This window comes from Dyella sp., from assembly GCF_036746095.1.
In the GTDB taxonomy this organism is placed as follows: domain Bacteria; phylum Pseudomonadota; class Gammaproteobacteria; order Xanthomonadales; family Rhodanobacteraceae; genus Dyella_B.
This window is the reverse complement of sequence record NZ_DAIOEU010000026.1, coordinates 24423-45078: the sequence shown is the minus strand read 5'-3', so window position 1 is coordinate 45078 and position 20656 is coordinate 24423. Positions and strand designations below refer to the sequence as shown.

Below are 20656 nucleotides of genomic sequence, written 5' to 3'. Positions count from 1 at the left end.
CAACAGGAAAACGCATGCGATTCGCCGCCTTATTGCTTTGCCTGACCTGGTGTGGCTTCGCCCACGCCACGCCTGTATCGCTGATCCCGCTCCCCGCGCAACTCCAGCAGGCGAATGGCGCGTTCAAGGTCGTCAATGGCACGGTCATCGTCGTTCCTGCGAATGATCAGGCTGCCCACGATTCGGCGCAGTACCTCGCCGATCTGGTGGCCCGTGTTCGCGGCACCCATTTGCAAGTGAAAGAGGCTTCGTCGGATCGCGCCATCGTTTTCCAGCGCAGTGCCAAGGCCTCGCACGCGGAAGGCTACACGCTGGATGTCACGCCGCAAGGCATTCGTATCCAGGCCCATGACGATGCCGGCCTGTTTTACGGTGCCGTCAGCCTCTATCAACTCCTCACGCAGAACGCGCAGCAGGGCGACGTGCAAGTTCCCGTGTTGCATATCAGCGACTGGCCCCGCTTCGCCTGGCGCGGCGTGATGCTGGATTCCGCGCGCCATTTCCAATCCGTGGACGACGTCAAGGCGCTGCTCGACCAGATGGCCCAGCACAAGCTCAATGTGCTGCATTGGCATCTCACCGACGACCAGGGTTGGCGCATCGAGATCAAGCGCTATCCAGACCTCACGCGTATTGGCGCGTGGCGCACGCCGCCGGATGCCGGACACGATGGCGAACCGCTGCGTTATGGCGGCTTCTACACACAGGACCAGATCCGTGATGTGGTGGCATATGCAGCGGTGCGACACATCACCATCGTTCCGGAAATCGACATGCCGGGCCACGCGCAGGCCGCGGTGGCGTCGTATCCGGAAATCGGCGTTACCGGCAAGCGTCCATCGGTATCGGTCGACTGGGGCGTGAATCCCTATCTCTACAACGTGAACGATGCGACGTTCCAGTTCATCGACAATGTGCTGGATGAAGCGCTGGCCCTGTTCCCTTCGCACTACATCCACGTCGGTGGCGACGAGGCGATCAAGGATCAATGGAAAGCTTCGCCCGCGATCCAGGAAAAAATCCACGCGCTGCATCTGAAGGACGAAGATGCGCTGCAGGGCTGGTTCATCGGCCGCATCGGCAGTTACCTGTCGGCGCATGGACGGCGATTGATCGGCTGGGATGAAATCCTCGACGGCGGCGTGCCGGCCGATGCCACCGTGATGTCATGGCGTGGTACGGACGGTGCGATCAAGGCGGCCAAGCTGGGTCATGACGTAGTGATGTCGCCCGCGCCGGATCTTTATCTGGACAGCCTGCAAAGCAACCTCCCCGATGAAGCGGCCGGCCGCGACCCGGTGCGCAGCCTGCAAGACGTCTATCGCTTCCAGCCCATTCCTGCTGTGTTGAATGCCGCGCAGGCCGCGCACGTGCTGGGCGTGCAAGCGAACATATGGACCGAGCACATGCCGAGCATGCGCCACGTCGAGCATGCCGCCTTCCCACGCCTGGACGCCTTGAGCGAAGTGGCATGGTCGCCGGCTTCTTCCCGCGACTGGACAGGTTTTCTTGCGCGGCTGCCGGCGCAGTTCCAACGTTATGCCGCGCAGCATGTGGACGCCGCCGATAGCGCCTTCGCGCCGGCCATCCAGTTCGACGCCAATGCCGCGTTGAAAACCGGCAAAGCATTAGTGACGCTTTCCGACCAGGCCGGCTATGGCGCCATCCGCTACACCACGGATGGCAGCACCCCGGACCGCCATGCTGCGCTGTATGGCAAGCCGTTCACCGTGGCATGGCCGGCCACGATCAAGGCGGCGGTGTATGCGGACGACGGCGAGACCCTGGCTACTGTGCGCACGCGCGTGATCGATCGCGGCCACCTGCTGTCGCGCGCGGGTTTGGAACTCACCAATTGCGCGGGCAGCGATTTCCGTTTGCACGTGCAACCCATGCCCGATGCCACCAGCATGACGCCGGTCTACGCCGTCAACGTTTTCGATACGTGCCAGCAATATCCGGCCGCGCCACTGGATGGCATCGCCTCGATTCACGTCGAAGTGGCAAGGCTGGAGCGCAACTACGCGCTTGCACACGACATCAAGCTGGTGTTGTCGCGGCCGCATAGCACACCCTACGGTGAATTCGTTGCGCATCTGGATCGTTGCGATGGACCAGTGCTGGCGACAGCGCCGCTGCCCGATCCATCGGCCAGTGCGCGGCGTTTCGCAGTCGATGCCACACTTCCGGCACAGCATGGCGCACACACTTTGTGCCTGGTGTTCACCGCACCGACCGATGGGCCGTTGTATGCCTTCGATCGGGTATCGCTGGTACCTGCTGGCAAGGATAAAACCAGACCGTGAGTAAAAAGCTGTTCCCTTCCCTGCTTGCGGGGCAGAGCCAGGTTCAATGGACTTGAGGGGTTCAATCGCCTCGGATCCAATGCTCGTCATTCCGGCGAAGGCCGGAAGCCAGTTGAGTACATCGTGCGAAGCACGCAAAATCATTGTGCCGTGTGCTACGCACGTCATTTTTTTACTGGATTCCGGCCTTCGCCGGAATGACCAACGAAAGTTTCTGGCAATCGGAAAAGCTTGGGCCCGGAACATGGGACCAGGGCGGGGTGCGAGCGCGCGCTAAAGCACAAGCAACCCCATTCGAACCCTCCTCTGCTGTCACAGGAGAGGGACCCATCACGGAACCCCAGCGCGCTACGGATCTTTGCAATGCGTCCGCGTAATAAGCATCGCGGTCGGCGTCTGCCAGGGTGCAATGGTCGTGGCTGCCAGAATGATGTCGGCTTGCGCCACGTGCAGGCACCGCGCTGTTACGGATGGCTAGTCGTGGTTGCTTGATTTATCCACGGCATTGCGCGAATGCGTTCGACATGTCTTTGTGTTCGGACGGTGTCCCGAAAGGACAGGCCACGCGTGACCGCTGTGCGCAAGCTACTCAAATGATGCGCAATTGCTGTCCGCCAGCTCGCACAGCAAGCGGCGATGAAATATGCACGACACATGCCTTACATATGGAAAGCCTATTTCATCCATATTTTTGTAAAACCCCTTTCATCTATGTGATGAACACTTAACGCCGCGCCGTCCAGGGGCGGCGTTCTCTTCTGTCCCGAATCCATAAACACATGATGCGGCAGCCTGCTGCAGGGCTAGCTGCGCAAAGGATATTTCCGAATGTCTGTTCGTCATATCTCGATTCGCATGTCCGGCTTGGCGCTTGCCGTTGTAGCGGCATTGCATGGCGCGGCGGTTTTCGCGGCCGACAACACTGGTGTTACAGCTGGCGCTGCAGCGCCTGCCGATGCTTCGGTCACCGACAAGAGCAAGGCCAAGTCGCTGGAGGCCATCTCGGTGGTGGCGCCGGGCGAGACCATCCAGGTGCAAAGCGTGTCCAGCGTGGACATCAAGGCGCTGCCGCCGGGCAGCAGCGCATTCAAGGCACTGGACGAGCTGCCGGGCGTGAACTTCCAGTCGTCCGATCCGTGGGGCGCGTATGAGTGGTCCACACAGATCACCTTGCACGGCTTCGACCAGAGCCGCCTCGGCTTCACGCTGGACAATATCCCGCTGGGCAACATGAGCTACGGCGTGACCAACGGTCTGCAGGTTACGCGCGCCATCACCAGCGACAACCTGAGCGCGGCGGAAATCGCGCAGGGTGCCGGTGCGCTGGGTACGCCGTCGAGCACCAACCTGGGCGGCACGGTGCAGTTCTATTCGGCCGATCCGGATCCGGTGGCGGGAGCGCGCGTCAGCCAGGCGGTTGCCTCCGATAGCACGTACCGCACCTTCGTGCGCCTGGATAGCGGCGATTTCCACGGCTATTCCATGTATGTGTCGTTCAATCGCGCCGATACCGGCAAGTGGAAGGGTTATGGCGACCAGGTCGACAACCAGGTCAATTTGAAGAGCCTGTACCAGTGGGGCGACGGCAACCGCGTCAGCCTGTTCGTCGACAGCTCCAAGCGCAAGGAATACGACTATCAGGACCTGTCGCTGACCAGCCAGCGCATACTCGGCTGGAACTACGACTACTGGCAGCCGGATTGGACGTCGGCCGTGCAGACCGCGCTGGCGATCCAGGGCAAGGGCGCCTATCCCGCATCGTTGAATGGCCTGCCGGCCAACTACGACAAAGGCGATGTGAACTATTACGCCGGCGGCGGCATCCGCCGCGACAACCTGGTGGGCTTGAGCGGCCAGTTCGCCCTGGGCAGCAATGCCACGCTGAATCTCGGCACCTACTATCACGGCGATCGTGGCGAAGGCCAGTGGGCTACGCCGTATGTGGCATCGTCGGCGACCGTGCCGATTGCGATGCGCACGACCGACTACGGCCTGGACCGCACCGGTGGCACGGCGTCGCTGAATTTCAACATCGCCAACAATGACATCGAAATCGGCGCATGGGTGGAAGACGCCAACACCAACCAGGAACGCAACTATTTCTACTTGAATGGCCAGTACACCTTCCTCAGCGATTTCTACGATTCCGAACAACCCTTCCTGCGCGGCTTCCTGCAGAACTACCAAACCACCACGCGCATGGGTTACATCGAAGACACGCTGCACTTCATGGATGATCGCCTGACGGTGAACATCGGCACCAAGGCACTGGACGTGGCCACCACAGCCAAGGCGTTGGTGCCGACCAGTGCGCTTTCTGGCGGCCAGGTCACCGCCAAGGACAACTTCCTGCCGCAGGCCGGTGTCGACTACAAGCTCGATGCGCACCAGGACGTGTATGCGTCCTACACCAAGAACATGGCGGCGTACGGCTTCCTGCCGTTCTCGCAGTCGCAGACGTCGTTCGACAACGCCAAGTCCAGCCTGAAGCCGGAAGAATCGCAGACCTTCGAGTTCGGCTATCGCGTGCAAGGTGCCGGCTTTGAAGCCTCGGCCGATGCGTATTTCACGCACTTCACCAATCGCCTGCTGGCGGTTACGCCGTGCAGTGCGGTGCAGACGTGCTCGGCGATCATCAACAACGTAGGTTCGGTGAAGAGCAAGGGTATCGACCTGGCGTTGATCTGGAAGCCGATGGAGCACATGCGCTGGTTGAACACGCTGTCGTACGACAACTCCAAATACCAGAACAATTACCTGGACAATGGCGTGGTCGAGACGTCCGGCAAGTACGTGGTAGGCACGCCGGTGTGGATGTTCACCAGTGCGCTGAGCTACACCCTCGATGGCTTCACCTTCAACATCGATGGCAAGTACACCGGCCGCCGCTACATCACCTACATCAACGATTCGTCGGTGCCGGCGTACTGGTTGTTCAACGCCGGCGTGAATTACGACATCGGCGCGGTATCGATCCTGAAGGACCTGAGCCTGGGCTTCAACATCACCAACCTGGCCAACAAGCACTACTTCGCCACCACGGGTACCAACGGCTACGTGGCGTCGGATCCGAATGGCTACAACCAGACCTTGCAGGCCGGTGCGCGGCGCCAGTACTTCTTCAATATCAACGCGAAGTTCTGATCTGCTTGAAGATGAAAGACTGCTCCCTGCTTAGGCAGGGAGCAGTCCAAAGGCGCTGAAAAGCGGCATGAAAGCCGCGCCTCATCTGCCGGTGCCCTCGATATACTGCTGTCCAGGCGCTTCACGCCTTGGGGAGGCACGCGGCCACGATGATCACGCCCGAACGCATCATGGCCTGGGCCATACCGGGTTTCTTCGTGTTGATCAGCATCGAGTTGCTGGTCGCGAAGTGGCAAAAGCGCGACGTCTACTACGTCAACGATGCGATCAACAGCCTGGGGCTGGGCACGATTTCGCAGATCGTCGGCGTGTTTACCAAGCTGTTCACCATCGGCATTTATGGCTGGTGCGCGGCGCACCTGTCCGCATGGAGCTTGCCGGCAAACAGCATCTGGGTGTGGATCAGTGGCTTGCTGATCTACGACCTGCTTTATTACTGGCTGCACCGCCTCGGCCATGAAGTGAACGTGCTGTGGGCCGCGCACGTGGTGCATCACCAGAGCGAGAGCTACAACCTCACCACCGCGCTGCGCCAGACCGGCAGCGGTTTTCTGCTGGGGTGGATGGCCTATCTGCCGATGGCACTGCTCGGCTATCCCACCGAAGTGTTTGCCGTCATCGCGCTGATCGACCTGCTTTACCAGTTCTGGGTGCATACCGAGGTGATCGGCCGGCTCGGCTGGTTTGATCGCGTGTTCTGCTCGCCTTCCAACCACCGCGCGCATCACGCGGTGAATGACCGTTATCTCGATCGAAATTACGGTGGCATCCTGATTGTCTGGGATCGCCTGTTCGGCAGCTTCGTCGAGGAGGACGACGACGACCCGCCGGTCTACGGCACGCGCGCGCCGCTGCAAAGCTGGAATCCGCTGTGGGCGAACGCGGAAGTGTATGGGGCGATGCTCAAGGACAGCTGGCATGCACACGGTTGGCTGGACAAGCTGCGCGTGTGGATCAAGCCGCCGGGCTGGCGGCCCGCGGACGTGGCCGCGCGTTTTCCCAAGCCGGATTTCGATATCCGGCATGCGCGCTACAACCCACCGATATCGCGGGCGCTGAAAGCTTATTGCCTGGTGCAATTCGGCGTGTTGCTGCTGATTGGCGTGAATTTTCTGGAGGCCGCGCCGAAGATGGCATGGATGCCCGCGGCAGTTTATGCGGCGTACCTGGTGTACAGCTTGCTGGCGATGGGCTTGTTGCTGGAAGCGCGTCGAATCGGCACATGGTTGGAGCTGTTACGCACAGCGGGAACGGCAGCGCTGGTGGCCATCAGCGGGAGCTGGTTCGGCGCCGCGCATCTGGATGCGCGCATCGTCACGGCGCTTGTGGCGGCGTTCGGCATGGGTGCGGCCGCGCTATTGCTGCTGGCGGGTTACGCGCGCCATTCGGCTCGCACCCGGATGACGCAGCCACTGTAGATTGGGGTTCGCGTTTTGCTTATCCGACCTACGGTGCAGCGATGCGAAACGGGTCGTGAAATTTGCTTCGCCATGTGTTGGAACCCGCATCGGTTTGTTCCATAGTGTGCACCAGAGGGTCCGCCTGGCTTGGCGTTGCCCGGCCGGGCGTGTGTGTTCTCCACGGGAGAATGATCATGCGTTACACATCGCTGTTCGAACGTTACAGGGACGTTCTGCTGCTGATCGCCCGCATATTGCTGATGGCCTTGTTCGTGATCTTCGGCTGGGACAAGTTTCTCAATTTTTCCGGCACGGCCGATTACATGGAATCGGTGGGATTGCCGTTTGCCACGCTGGCATCGTTGATTGCGCTCTTCATGGAGCTGGTGGTGGGCGTGGCCATCCTGCTCGGCTTCTACACGCGGCCGTTGGCCTTCGCGCTTTGCTTGTATACCGTGATCACCGCCTTGCTCGGCCACCGGTTCTGGGCGCTGACCGGCGGGTTGCGCCTGGACACGATGATCCATTTCTACAAGAACATGGGCATTGCCGGCGGATTGCTGTTGCTATGCCTGACCGGCCCGGGAAAGTTTTCGCTGGATCGAAGGTAAAGCGTCGCCAGGGCGGTACAGGCCGGGTTAGCGCGCCATGACCCGGCAGCGCTTTGGGCCCGGTCACGTCGGGTAGCGCAACGCAAACCCAACGTGCGCTGCCGTTGCACTGCAGCATCAAGGGCGTGTCGGATATCCCTTCCGGCAGCCGTCCCGGCCGTTTGCTTTCGCTATGATCGGCGCTTTCGTTTTTGGAGAGCCGCCGATGGGTATCCTGAGCAGGATGCTGCGCCACAAGTCCGTCGAACAGTTGCAGGCGGAAGCAGGCCGGCGTGGCGACTTCCGCCGTGTATTGGGGTTGTGGCAGCTCACGGCCATCGGTATCGGCGGCATCATCGGCGTGGGCATCTTCGTGCTGGCGGGGCAGCAGGCGGCTGCGAACGCTGGGCCGGCCGTCGCGTTGAGCTTCATCATCGCCGGCATGGGCAGTGCGTGCGCGGCGTTGTGCTATGCCGAATTTGCCGGACTGATTCCGGTCACCGGCAGCGCCTACACCTACGGCTATGCGGTGCTGGGCGAATTCGTCGCCTGGATCATCGGCTGGGATCTGCTGCTGGAATATGCATTGGTGGTGGCGGTGGTGGCGATCGGCTGGTCCGGCTACGTGCAGGTGTTGCTCGGCTCGGCGGGTATCCATCTGCCGGAATGGGCACAGCAGAGCATGAGCGCGCAGACGATGGAGTACTACCTGCAACAGGTGTTCGGCGTGCATGGCGGGCAGGCGATCGCCGGGCCGAGCGATGGACACCGGTTCAACGTGATCGCCGCTACCGTGTCACTGCTGGTGGCGGCGCTGCTCACCATTCGTACCGAATGGGGCGCGCGCTTCAACACGCTGGTGGTGACGATCAAGGTGATCGGCGTGCTGTTGGTGGTGCTGGTTGGCGCGTTCTACGTGCATAAGACGAACTGGCAGCCGTTCATTCCCGCGCGCATCGTCGATGCACAGGGCATCGGGCACTTTGGTTGGGCCGGCGTGCTGACCGGCGCCAGCGTGGTGTTCTTTGCCGTGTTCGGCTACGACACGCTCACCACGGCGGCGGAAGAAGCGAAATTTCCGCAACGCGATCTGCCGCGCGCGGTGCTGCTGTCGCTGGCGGTGGCGATGGTGCTGTACATCGCGGTGTCGCTGGTGCTGACTGGCATTACGCACTACAGCAACCTGGGCGGCGATGCCTCCGTGTCGCAGGCGTTCGAATCCATCGGCCTGCATTGGTTGAGCGTGACCATTGCCGTTGCCGCGGTGATCGGCGTGACCAGCGTGCTGTTTGCTTTCATGCTTGGCGCCGCGCGCATCTGGTTTGCGCTCGCGCGCGATGGCCTGTTGCCGGCGTGGTTCGCGCATATCCATCCGCGCTTCGGCACGCCGGCGCGGCCGACGGTGATCCTCGGCGTATTTACCGCCCTGGTAGCCGGCTTGCTGCCGATCGGCGAGGTGGCGGAGCTGGTGAACATCGGCACGCTCAGTGCGTTCATCATCATTTGCACGGCCGTGCTGGTCTTGCGTATCCGCAAGCCGCACGTGCCGCGCAGTTTCCGTGCGCCGGCCCTGGCGCTGGTGTCGCCGCTTGGCGTGCTGTTCTCGCTGCTGTTGATCTTTGGCGTGCCGTGGTCGGACGCCCATGGCTGGCAGCGCATCGGCGGTTTGCCGTGGATCACCTTTGAGCGTTTCATCATCTGGATGGCGCTGGGCTGCGTGATCTATTTCGGCTATGGCATGCGGCATAGCCGGATCGAGCAGAAATAACCCAACCCACGCGCGGCGTGCAGTGCAGGAATAGGCAATCGCAGGCTTTTGCGTGATGCAATGCGACAGCCATGACTGCACTTCGCCGTGCAGCTTGAAAACCTGACAACATGACCTCTGGCAGGGGAAGTCGCGTAGGGTCTTCGCTCTAACATCGCCGGCAATCCGCCTGTTGCGCGGTCACTATCCTCTGCTGTCCTTGCGGGCCATCCGCTCGGCGGCGCCTGCCGGAGTTGTCGAGTGAAATCCCAAGCCCTGCGTTTCAGCGTGATTGCCGCCGCCGTGATGGCGGCCTGTTCCTGGTCCGCCATCGCCGCCGCGCAAGATGGATTTTCCGGCAATGTGCCGGCACCGGTCGATCAGCCTTACGCGGGCATGTTGACCGTCAACGTCGATCTCACCGATGCCGCCAAGCGCATTTTCCGTTCGCACGAAACCATTCCGGTCAAGCCGGGTTCGCTCACGCTGTTCTATCCGAAGTGGATTCCCGGCGAACACGCGCCCTCCGGCCCGGTGTCGAACGTATCGGGCCTGATCATTCGCGCCAATGGCAAGCAGCTGTCGTGGCGCCGCGACTTGCGCGACATGTACGCGATCCACGTGGACGTGCCGCAGGATGCCAATCAGCTCGACCTGGAATTCGAATTCCTCTCGCCGGGCGAGGGCGAAGGCAGCAACTTCGGGGCAAGCGTTTCCACCTCGCCCGAAGTGGTGGACATGGAGTTCAACCAGGTGGCGTTCTATCCGGCGGGCTACTACACGCGCCAGATCCAGATCCAGCCGAGCGTGCAGTTGCCGCAAGGCTGGAAATTCGGCAGCGCGCTGGAGGTGGACAACCAATCCGGCAACACCATTCGTTTCAAGCCGCTGAGCTTCAACAACTTCGTCGATTCGCCGCTGATCGCCGGCGCGCACTTCAACCGCGTCGACCTCACCCCCAAGGGCGGTGCGCCGGTGCACTTGAACGTGGTGGGTGATTCGGCCAAGGCCGTCAAGCTCACCGACAAGCAACTTCAACAGCAGCGCAACGTGGTGGCGCAAATCAACGATTTGTTCGGCGCGCATCACTACAGCCATTACGATTTCCTGCTGACGCTGTCGGACCACACCGGCCACTTCGGCCTGGAGCATCACCAGTCCAGCGATGATCGCCTGCCGGAAGATTTCTTCACCGACGACGACATGCACCTGGTGGCCGCCAGCCTGATGCCGCACGAAATGGTGCATTCGTGGAACGGCAAATTCCGCCGCCCGGCGGATCTGTGGACGCCCAACTTCAACGTGCCGATGCAGGATGACCTGCTGTGGGTGTACGAAGGCCTCACCGATTACTGGTGCGGCATTCTCACCGCGCGTGCAGGCCTGTGGACGCCGGAGCAGTATCGGGACTCCATCGCCAACATCGCCGGCGCCATGAGCTATCGCACGGGGCGCGCCTGGCGTTCGCTGCAAGACACCGCCGATGCCGCGCCGCTCACCTATTACGGTTCGGAAAGCTGGATCAACTGGATCCGCGATACCGATTTCTATCCGGAAGGCCAGCTGCTGTGGCTGGACGTCGACACCAAGATCCGCGAACTCAGCAACGGCAAGCATTCGCTGGATGATTTCGCGCATGCTTTCTATGGCATGGACAACGGCAGCTACGTCACCAAGACCTACACCTTCGACGACGTGGTCAGCACGCTCAACCAGGTGCAGCCGTTCGACTGGACGAAATTCCTGCGCGACCGCCTCGAGTACACCGGCAACGAGCTGCCCGAGCACGGTATCGAGCGCGGCGGCTGGAAGCTGGTCTACAACGACACGCCCAATGCCGAAGAAAAAGCGTGGGAGGGCATTCGCCACGGCATGAACCTGGCCTATTCGATCGGCTTGACCGTCAACCAGAAAGGCCGCATCGGCGACGTGCAATGGAACGGTCCCGCGTTCAAGGCCGGCCTGGTGCCGAACCTGACCATCGTCGCGGTCAACGGGCGCGACTTCTCCACCGACGCGATGAAGGATGCGATCACCGCCGCCAAGACATCCTCGGCACCGATCGAGCTGCTGGTGAAGAACGTGGATGTGTACAGCACGGTGAAGGTGGATTACCACGAGGGTTTGCGCTATCCGCACCTGGTGCGAGCAGACGGCAAGGATCTGCTCGACGACATTCTGAAGCCGCGCAGCAAGTAACGCAGACGTGTTTGTAGGCTGGGAAGAAATCCCGGCATCGACACTCGTAGCAAGGCCGGGATGCCATCCCGGCCTTTTTTCACTGTCCTTGACGTGTAATTACGCTGTGGGATGAGGACGCCATTGACTACTTCAAGTCAATTTCCGAGAAGGTCGGCATTCCTTACCAGAGCTTGATCAATCTCTATCTGCGGGATTGCGCTGCTACGCATCGCACGATCAACCTGTCCTGGAAGTAGCACCTGGATGAAAAAGCGCCCCTGGCTTCCATGAAATCCAGCCGCCGGGACTGCGCCCGTCCTGCGAACTGAAGCTTCTCGGTTCCCCGGCCAGGACGTGTAAGGAAGCTACCCCCATCAAGCCCCGCCGACTCCTGCCGATATCTGTCCCAAGGGGACAAGCCTGGGCGGGACATGAGCGGATTCTGGAAGCGACTGTTTGCAGCGGACGAGCCGGCCCCAGAGCGGCCGCGTCTCAGCGTGGTCTTGCCGTGGCCGGAAGAAAGCAAGCCGCAGGAGCCGGTCCCGGCGCTGGGCAGCGCGGACGTCCAGGATTGGTTTTACCGCCTGGTACTGGGCATGCCCGGTTCCGAGGCGGCGCAGATGCGGCCGCAGGAACAGGTGATGCTGCGCCGGCTGGACGAGTTGTGCGGCGGCGATCGTTTCGACATCACCACCTTGCCGCGTTTGCCGGAGGTGCTGCCGCAGCTGCTGCGCCTGCTCAAAAGCGACAGTTCCGACGGCACCAAGGTCGCCAAATTGATCGGGCGCGATCCGGTACTGGTCGGTGAAGTGATGCGGGTCAGCCGCAGCGCGCACTATCGCACGGCGCGGCCGATCAGCAGCCTGCAGCATGCGGTGGTACTGCTGGGCCACGACGGCCTGCGCCAGATGGTGACGCAGCACGTGATGAAACCGATCCTGCAGGCCAGCGCGGGCATGCTCGCCCATTCGGCGGGCCAGCGTCTGTGGGATCACGCGGAACGCTGTGCGCACGTCAGCACGTATCTGGCGCGCGGCCAGGGCGATCCGTTCGAGGCGTATCTCGCCGGCATCGTCTGCAATGCGGGCGTCGGCGCGATGATCCGTGTGCTCGATCAGGAAGCGCCGCCCACGCTCGGGGTTTTCAGCCGCGCTTTCCTGCTCAATTTCGTGCACCTGGCCAACCATCTCACCTTGCGCGCGGGCAAGCATTGGGAGCTGCCGCCGAACGTGATCGTGGCCTTGCGCGAACGGCTGGAGGTGCGCGGCAAGGCACCCGTCACCGAACTGGGCAATGCGCTGCTCGCCGCCGACCACCTGGCGATGATCCAGATGCTGGCCGACAACCATGTGATCGACCGCGCCACGCCGCCGGCGCCGGTGCGTTCGGATCGCCTGCCGGAAGTGCTGGTGGAGCGTGCGCAGCAGGAACTGCGCAGGGTGTTCCGAACGTAGAACGCGTAGCTGGGATGAAATCCCGGCATCGGAGCGGCAAGGTCAGCCGTTGGTTGCCGCCAGCCGTTCCTCGAACTTCTCCGGCGGCATCGGCGCACCGAACAAGAAGCCCTGCATGTGCGAGCAGCCGGCATCGCGCAGGAACGCGCTTTGCACTTCGGTCTCCACGCCTTCGGCGATCACATCCTTGTTGAGGCTGCGCGCCATGCCGATGATGGCGCGGGTGATCGCCGCCGTTTCCAAATCCTGCGCGATGTCGCGCACGAACGCGCGCTCGATCTTCAAGGCGTCGACCGGGAAATGCTTGAGATAAGACAGGCTGTTGTAGCCGGTGCCGAAATCATCCAGCGACAGCCGCACGCCGCGCTGGCGGATGCGCCGCAGCAGGCGGATGATGCCGTCGCCGCCGCTCATCATGGTGCGTTCGGTGAGTTCCAGTTCCAGCAGGCTCGGGTCGAGGCCGGTCTCGTTGAGAATGCCGTCGAGCCGTTCGTAGAAACCCGCGTATTGGAACTGCAACGGCGACACGTTGACCGAAATCGAGATGGGATGCCCCTCGCGCTGCCAGGTGCGCGCCTGCTGGCAGGCTTCGCGCAGCGCCCAGGTGCCGATCGAAACGATCAGGCCGGTATCTTCGGCCACCGGAATGAACTGGTCCGGCGTGAACATCTCTTTGCCATCCACGTACAGGCGCAGCAGCGCTTCGGCGCCGACGATATGGCCCAGCTTCGCATCCACCTTGGGCTGGTATTGCAGCTTGAGCTCGTTGTGCATCAGCGCGTGGCGCAGCACGTTTTCGATGCGCTGGCTGGCGGCCGAACGCTGGCTCATTTCCGGCGCGTAGAAACAGTAACCGTCGCGGCCCTGGGTTTTCACTTCGTACATGGCCGCATCGGCGGTGCGCACCAGTGAATCCGGTTCGATGCCGTCGCGCGGGAACAGGCTGATGCCGATGCTGGCGCGCAGCTCGAGCGGCGGCACATGCGATACCTGCGTTTGCGCACACGCATCGAGCAGCTTGCGCGCGAAGCTGGCGGCTTCGTCCGCATCATCCACGCGCGGCAGCAACACCACGAATTCGTCGCCGTTGTAGCGGAACGCCATGTCTTCGCTATCACGCAGCACGCCGCGGATCTGCTGCGCCACCGCTTGCAGCACCTGGTCGCCCACGCCATGGCCAAGCGTGTCGTTGACGCGCCGGAAATGATCCAGGTCCAGGTAAAGCAGCGCGCACTGGCGATGGCGCTGCGTCGCCATGGTGGTGGCCTGCTCGATGCGCGCATACAGCAGAGTGCGATTGGGCAGGCCGGTCAGCGTGTCGTGCTGGGCCAGCTGGATCATCTTCAGCGCCAGCGTGCGGTTTTCGCTGATGTCGTGACACACCAGCACGCCGCCGGTCACGGTGCCGGTGTGATCGTGCAGCAGGGCCGACGAGGTTTCGATCGGCGTCTCGAAACCGTTCCGATGAAGCAGGATCGCCCGCCCGCTGAAGTCGACGATCACGTTGCGCCGCATCGCCTGGCGCAGCGGGTTGTCGAGCGGCTGGCGGTTGTTGATGTCGCGCAGGCGGAAGACATCGTCGAGCGGGCTGCCTTTGGCATCGGCGCTGGACCAGCCGGTCATCGCCTCGGCGATCGGGTTGAGCGAGGTGACGTTGAGCGCCACGTCGGTGGTGATCACCGCGTCGCCGATCGAATTCAGTGTCACTTCGGCCAGCTGGCGTTCGCGGAACAGTGCCTCTTCGTAATGCTTGCGCTTGGTGATGTTCTGCACCTGGCTGACCAGGTAATTGAGCTGTCCGGCATCGTTGCGCACCTGCGAGATGCTGAGCAGCACGTACACCACGTGCCCGTCGCGATGGATATAGCGCTTTTCAGTCTGGAACGCTTCGCGCCGGCCGCTGATGACCTGTGCCGCCAAGGCATCGCTCACCGGCAGATCATCCGGATGCGTCACATGGCGCCAGGTCATCGTGTGCAGCTGCGCCTCGGTGTAGCCGAGCATGTTGCACAGCGCCTCGTTGACGCGCTGGTAGCGGCCGTCCGGAAGCACCAGCGCCATGCCGACGGCGGCGTGCTGGAACGCCTGCGAAAAACGCTGCTCGCTTTCGCGCAGCTGCTCTTCCAGCGCGTGGCGTTCCGTGATGTCGGTGAATACGGTAAAGACGCCACGCAACCGGCCGTGTTCGTCGCGATCCGGCGTGAAGCTGCCGTGCACGTAGCGGTCCTGGCTGCGATTGAACAGTGGCCCTTCGTAGCTGGCCTCATGTCCGCCCAAGGCCTGCAGCAAGGCAGCGCGCACGCGCAGATAGCTTTCCGGATCGAGCACGTCGCTGACCGGCTTGCCGATGATCTGGGCCGGATCGAGATCAAACCAGCGGCGGTGTGCCTCGTTGGCGAACACGAAGTATTCGCGCGGATCGATGTAGGTCATCAGCGCAGGCACGCCCTGCACGACGTGTGCAAGCAGATCCTGGCCAGATTCGTGGCCGGACGGATGGCTGTCGGCGGGATGCGTCACCTTGGACATGCGGTTTCGGTGCGGCCGTGAGTCCGCACATCATGCGCCGGATCGTGCTTTGTTTGCACCTGCGGGACGGCGTGGCGCAGCAGCCTGGTCAGGAATTTCCGGTGCACGGGCGGCGGGATGCACCCCGCCTGCTTTCAATGCAAGGCAACGGCAGGTGCCGCCAGCACGCCGCGCTCATCAAGCTGGATCTTGCCCAAGGCATGCAGATCGCTCGCCGCGCCAAACCGGTCTGCCAGCACGGAGAGCAGCGATCCGAGCGCCGCCGAGCGCAGTGGATAGCCATGCGCCAGCACGCTGGCACGTCCCGCCGAGCCGCGTTGCGCCACGGTGACGGCCACCACCCCGAGGCCGGCCGCTTCGTGCGCGAACAGGGTCGGCGCGCCATAGGCGGGATCGGGCGGTGCCACGGTTTCGACCAGCCAGCCCGATCCTTCCGTGACCGCATCGCCTTCCAGCTGCAGCGTCACGCCATGGGCTTGCAACAAGGCCGCGTATTGGCGCAATTCGAATACGGCGCCGGCAAACGCGTGGCTGCGTTCGGCGATCTCGCCGCTTTGTGCCGCCAGCCATTGCGCCGGCGATTGCATCCACACCTTGCCATCGGCATAGCGAAGCGCGAGACCGCGTGCGCTCAAGGTGGTTTCGGGCCGGTAAGGCGTCAGCATCGCCGCTTCCAGCACTTGCCATAGCGGCGCGAGGTTGACGTGCTCGTATTGCACGCAGGTGAGGGCAAGCAGGTCGTTGCGGCTGAGATAGCGTGCATGCTCCAGGCGGACGCCGAACGTACGCATCAGCCAGTCGGCGGTGCGCGCACCGGCTTCGCCGCGGCCGACCAGTTCCACTTCCAGGCGCTCCGATAGCGCATCGGCCATCTCTTCGGCGGCGAGCAGGCTCAGCGGCAGCAGCCGCATCGGGCCATCGGCGTAAGCAGGCTCCGGTTCCAGCGGCTGGGCCGGCATGCGGCCTTCGTAGTGGCCAAAGGCGACCACGTTGCCGAGTGGGCCACGCGGCACGCGGCGAGCCAGCTCGTCGAGCGTTGCCCATACTGGAAACCCGGGGCGCAGCAGCTCCACCGCATCGAACACCGCCCCGCCCAGGGCCAGCCGCGCCTGGGCGACCTCGGGCACCAGCGTGTGCAGGTCATCCGCCACCAGGGCGGCCAGGTCGGCGGCTTCGTCGCGGCTCAAGCTCAGGCGTTGCGGATGCTCGCCGGGGGACAGTTCCACGGCCAGGACGATGGACAGGGCGACGAGTGAGCTGGCGGATTCCACGTGATCGATACCTCAGGCCTGATGCTGTCGAGACATACCTTCGACACGCAGCACGTGTATGGGAAACAGCCAGCAAGTCTAACATTCGCTGATCGAGCGTCCGTGCGGGGTTCCGCCGGGGCGCCGCGCGGGTTAGCCTTGCTGGATCGGTGCATCGGGACCCATTCAAGGCTATGGAAAACACGCAGCAGCGCGTTGGTGTCATCGGCGGCGTGCGCATCCCGTTCTGTCGCAACAACACTGCCTATGCGGACGTCGGCAACTTTGGCATGTCAGTGAAGGTGCTGGGCGCGCTGGTCGAGCGTTTCGGGCTGCACGGCATGGAACTGGGCGAAGTGGCGATGGGGGCGGTGATCAGGCACTCCTCGGAGTGGAACCTGGCCCGCGAGGCCCTGCTCAGCTCCGGCCTGGCCCCCACCACGCCGGGCATCACCACTGCCCGCGCCTGCGGGACCTCGCTGGACAACACCATACTTATCGCCAACAAGATCGCCGCCGGGCAGATCGAGGCCGGCATCGCCGGCGGCTCCGATACCACCAGCGACGTACCGATCGTCTATAGCCAACGCCTGCGCAAGCGCCTGCTGGCGGTCAATCGCGCCAAGACCCCGCTGGAAAAGCTGCAAACCGCCGTGCGCGGTTTTTCTTTGAGCGAGCTGAAGCCCTCGTTTCCCGGCGTGGCCGAGCCGCGCACCGGCATGTCGATGGGCGAACACTGCGAAAAGATGGCGCGCGAATGGCATATCGGCCGCGAGGCACAGGATCGCCTCGCCCTGGACAGCCATCGCAAGCTGGCGGCTGCCTATGACGCCGGCTTCTTTGCCGACCTGGTCGTGCCGTTCCGCGGCATCAAGCGCGATGGTTTTTTGCGCCCCGACACCAGCATGGACAAGCTGGCCGGGTTGAAACCGGCGTTCGACAAGCGCTCCGGCCACGGCACCCTCACTGCCGGCAATTCCACCGGCCTTTCCGACGGCGCGGCGGCCGTGCTGCTGGCCAGCGAGGCGTGGGCAACCCAACGCGGCTTGAAGATCCAGGCGTACCTGCGCGACGCCGAGGCGGCGGCGGTGGATTTCGTGCACGGCGAGGGCTTGCTGATGGCGCCCACCATTGCCGTGCCGCGCCTGCTCAAGCGCAATGGCCTCACGCTGCAGGATTTCGATTTCTACGAAATCCATGAAGCCTTTGCCGCGCAGGTGCTGTGCACGCTGCGTGCGTGGGAGTCGGCCGATTACTGCAAGAACCGCTTGGGCCTGGATGCGCCGCTGGGCAGCATCGATCCGGCCAAACTCAACGTGCATGGCTCCAGCCTCGCGGTGGGGCATCCGTTTGCCGCCACCGGCGCGCGCATCGTCGCCACGCTGGCGAAACTGCTCGAACACAAAGGCTCCGGCCGCGGCCTGATTTCCATCTGCACCGCCGGCGGCATGGGCGTGGTGGCGATTCTCGAACGCTGATTTCCCGATGCCCCGCTTGCGCGTCACAGGTACGTTGAGTTTGCTTGCCCTGGCCATCGGGGCGGCGGGTACGCAGTGGCTGAGCGACATGACGGCAGGACGCGCCACGCCGCCGGAAACCGGTCCGCTGCTGACCGCGCATCCCTCGCATCGTCGCATCACGCATCCCAAGCCGGTGGTAATGGTTGCGCGGCCGCGCTACACCCCTGCACAAGATGAAGTCGCTGCCGCACCGGCGGTGGCTATGAGTTCCAGCGTGACGCTTGTTCCGATCGCCACGCCCACCTCGTCCGTACCGACCTCACGCATGGAAAACCATGCGCTAGGCAACGTGGTGCTGCACGTCACCGTCGATGGACAAGGGCAGGTGACCGCTACTTCCATCGCTCAAACCAGCGGCGACGACGTGCTCGATGCAAACGCAATGGACATTGCGCGGCATTGGCGCTTTGCCGTGCCGCCGGATCACCCGCAGGGATTGAGTGGCGATTTGCCGATGCGCTTTACCGGTGAGTTGGCGCCGCTGGCGCAAATGCCCTGATTTGATACCCCTATTTTGTAAGGATGCCATGTCGTCAATACGCGGCAACACTTCAACAACTGCCAAAGATCAGGGCATTGCCTACCGCTTGCATATCCAGCTACTGGATATTGAACCGGCTATCTGGCGCGAAGTGATCGTGCCGGCTTCCATCAAGTTGCCGGTGCTGCATCACGTATTGCAGATTGCCATGGGCTGGGACGACGGGCACATGCATGACTTCGCCTTCGACGGCACTCGCTATGGTGGTGACGGGCGGCGCGAAGCCGGGGTGGCGCTGCCCGATGCGTTGGGTACGAAGCGAAGCTTCGAGTACACCTACGATTTTGGCGATGACTGGCGCCACGCCATCAAGGTAAACAAAGTCGACAAGCTCGATCCCGCCAGGCGTTTGCCTTTCTGTGTGGATGGCGAGCGTGCATGTCCGCCCGAGGATGTTGGTGGCCCGTGGGGCTATGCCAATTATCTTGAAGCTATCGGTGACCCATCGCACGAAGAGCATGAAGACATGCTCGAATGGGGCGGCGACTTCGATCCGGAGGAATTCGATCTCAAACAGATCAACCGCGAACTGGCGGGTATTCGGCTCCTTTAAGGAGCAGGGCAGGTTTGGGCAATCACATGGACTCGCCCTCGCCCAATGATGACGGTGAACAGTTTTACTCTCCTCCGCTGGCCCGAGAGGCCTTATCGGAGCGGAGGCGCGTCCATGTGATTGCAAAGGTGGGCGCCCATCAATGCGGGCGTTGCTCCGCAAACGAATACACCTGGTCTGCCCACTGCGTGGCCGCGTAATACGCGCCGGCCATCTTGCGGATGTTCTGCGGATGCATGTGTGCGCCCTTGAGATCGCCGGCTTCCCATGCGTAGACCTGTTCGAGCAAGGGCGCGAACGGGCCACGGTCTTCCACCAGCGCATCGCGGATTTCCGGCGCCAGCGGCAGATGGCTCAGCACGAATTCCATCGGCGCGCACAGCAGCGTATCGAGCAGTGACAGCAGGCCCGCCATGAAGGCCATTTCCTGCTGGCCGGACGGCATGCCCTGCGCCAGCTTTTCGCACATGTGCGCGCGGATCAGCGCGGTGCGCAGGAGCTCCGGCGGACGGTCGTCGGTGCTGGCCAGCGCCATGGTGTAGATCCAGTTGCGCAGGCGCGCCACGCCGAAGAAGATGGCTGCCTGCTGGATCGACTTCAGCTGGCGCGGCAGCGCGAAATAAGCGGAGTTCACGCAACCCAGCAACTTGTAGCTGAGTACGGCGTCGTCGCGGATGATGTCGCCCAGTTCCACCGGACCTGCGTTGCTGTCCTGCAGTGCGCTCATCAAGCGCAGCATGCTGAGGCGGCTGGGCGTGAGCACCGGCACTTCGATCTGTTGCGGCACCAGCAGGTAGCGGCCCTGGATCGCCTGGAACGGCAGTTCCTTGCAGCGTGCATAGGTAGGGTGGTCATCGACGTTGCCGGCGATCACGCCGATGCCGCGCTCGAACAATTGCTTGCAGCGGCTGGCCAAAGTATCGGCATCGAGTGCCTTGGCATCCAGGCGCACGTAGCTGGCCAGGCGCAGCAGCGGTTCCAGTGCGCTGTGCGGTTCGCTGGCATTGGGATCGGCGTCGCCCAGGTCGAGCAACAGCGGGCACTTGCGCAGCGCGAGTTGCTGCAAACGTTGCAACACGGCCGCGTCGCGCACATAGATCGGATGCACGATCACGCCCAGGCGCGGCGTGTGCGCCAGGATGTCGGTTTCTTCCAGCAGCAACTTGCGCGGCAGGCGCATGAAGGCGCGGTTGCCGCGCACCAGGCGGGTGATCGCGCCGTCGGTGATGCCGGAAAGCACGCCGCCCACCAGGGTGGTGTCGGCATCGGTGCCGGCACCCTGCCGGTAAAAGATCAACTCGTAGGCGAACAGCTCTTCTTCGCGGTCCAGCATCGGGCTGCGCACCACCGGCAGCAGCATGTCGCTGAGCGTGCCGGCGTCGTTTGCCGAGGGCTTGGTGGCGGAGGCGGCTGTACTCGTCGTCATGGCATGAATACCGAA

13 protein-coding genes are annotated in these 20656 nt (G+C 62.9%); 10 read left to right on the top strand and 3 right to left on the bottom strand.

What is annotated here, in order from left to right:
• Positions 1-14: 14 nt before the first annotated feature.
• From V7M64_RS12155 to V7M64_RS12125, 7 genes are all read left to right on the top strand, one after another.
• Positions 15-2306 carry a family 20 glycosylhydrolase gene (locus tag V7M64_RS12155; protein WP_333679413.1) on the top strand — a complete coding sequence of 764 codons (2292 nt, stop codon included), beginning with the start codon at positions 15-17 and terminating at the stop codon, positions 2304-2306.
• A gap of 828 nt (positions 2307-3134) precedes the next feature.
• Positions 3135-5450 (top strand): TonB-dependent receptor, encoded by a 2316-nt coding sequence (locus V7M64_RS12150; RefSeq protein WP_333679412.1) that lies wholly within the window; start codon positions 3135-3137, stop codon positions 5448-5450.
• Between the two features lie 149 nt (positions 5451-5599).
• On the top strand, positions 5600-6868 hold the full coding sequence (locus V7M64_RS12145) for a sterol desaturase family protein (protein WP_333679411.1): 1269 nt from the start codon (positions 5600-5602) through the stop codon (positions 6866-6868).
• Positions 6869-7044: 176 nt separating this feature from the next.
• Positions 7045-7461: a DoxX family protein gene (locus V7M64_RS12140; RefSeq protein ID WP_333679410.1), complete on the top strand. Its 417-nt coding sequence runs from the start codon at positions 7045-7047 to the stop codon at positions 7459-7461.
• Between the two features lie 205 nt (positions 7462-7666).
• On the top strand, positions 7667-9208 hold the full coding sequence (locus V7M64_RS12135) for an amino acid permease (RefSeq protein WP_333679409.1): 1542 nt from the start codon (positions 7667-7669) through the stop codon (positions 9206-9208).
• A gap of 240 nt (positions 9209-9448) precedes the next feature.
• Positions 9449-11386 (top strand): M61 family peptidase, encoded by a 1938-nt coding sequence (locus V7M64_RS12130; RefSeq protein WP_333679408.1) that lies wholly within the window; start codon positions 9449-9451, stop codon positions 11384-11386.
• A 413-nt stretch (positions 11387-11799) separates the two neighbouring features.
• A complete protein-coding gene (locus V7M64_RS12125; RefSeq protein ID WP_333679407.1) occupies positions 11800-12822 on the top strand; it encodes an HDOD domain-containing protein in 1023 nt (340 codons plus the stop codon).
• Between the two features lie 42 nt (positions 12823-12864).
• On the opposite strand, the gene V7M64_RS12120 is transcribed toward V7M64_RS12125, so the two are convergent.
• Both V7M64_RS12120 and V7M64_RS12115 read right to left on the bottom strand, forming a co-directional pair.
• Entirely contained in the window at positions 12865-15351 is a 2487-nt protein-coding gene (locus tag V7M64_RS12120; protein WP_333679406.1) for an EAL domain-containing protein, read from the bottom strand.
• A 134-nt stretch (positions 15352-15485) separates the two neighbouring features.
• Positions 15486-16622 (bottom strand): hypothetical protein, encoded by a 1137-nt coding sequence (locus V7M64_RS12115; RefSeq protein WP_333679405.1) that lies wholly within the window; start codon positions 16620-16622, stop codon positions 15486-15488.
• A gap of 173 nt (positions 16623-16795) precedes the next feature.
• Here V7M64_RS12115 and V7M64_RS12110 point away from each other — a divergent pair, with 173 nt between their 5' ends.
• Genes V7M64_RS12110 through V7M64_RS12100 form a run of 3 tightly spaced genes read left to right on the top strand, consistent with a single transcriptional unit; the run spans position 16796 to position 19215 of the window.
• Positions 16796-18079, top strand: a complete 1284-nt coding sequence (locus V7M64_RS12110; RefSeq protein WP_333679404.1) for an acetyl-CoA C-acetyltransferase — start codon at positions 16796-16798, stop codon at positions 18077-18079.
• A 7-nt stretch (positions 18080-18086) separates the two neighbouring features.
• Positions 18087-18620 (top strand): TonB family protein, encoded by a 534-nt coding sequence (locus V7M64_RS12105; protein ID WP_333679403.1) that lies wholly within the window; start codon positions 18087-18089, stop codon positions 18618-18620.
• Entirely contained in the window at positions 18589-19215 is a 627-nt protein-coding gene (locus tag V7M64_RS12100) for a plasmid pRiA4b ORF-3 family protein (protein WP_333679402.1), read from the top strand. The genes V7M64_RS12105 and V7M64_RS12100 overlap by 32 nt, the downstream gene beginning before the upstream one ends.
• Before the next feature lie 139 nt (positions 19216-19354).
• Here the strand turns inward: V7M64_RS12100 and V7M64_RS12095 are convergent, their stop codons facing one another.
• Entirely contained in the window at positions 19355-20641 is a 1287-nt protein-coding gene (locus V7M64_RS12095; RefSeq protein ID WP_333679401.1) for an HDOD domain-containing protein, read from the bottom strand.
• Between the last annotated feature and the right edge of the window lie 15 nt (positions 20642-20656).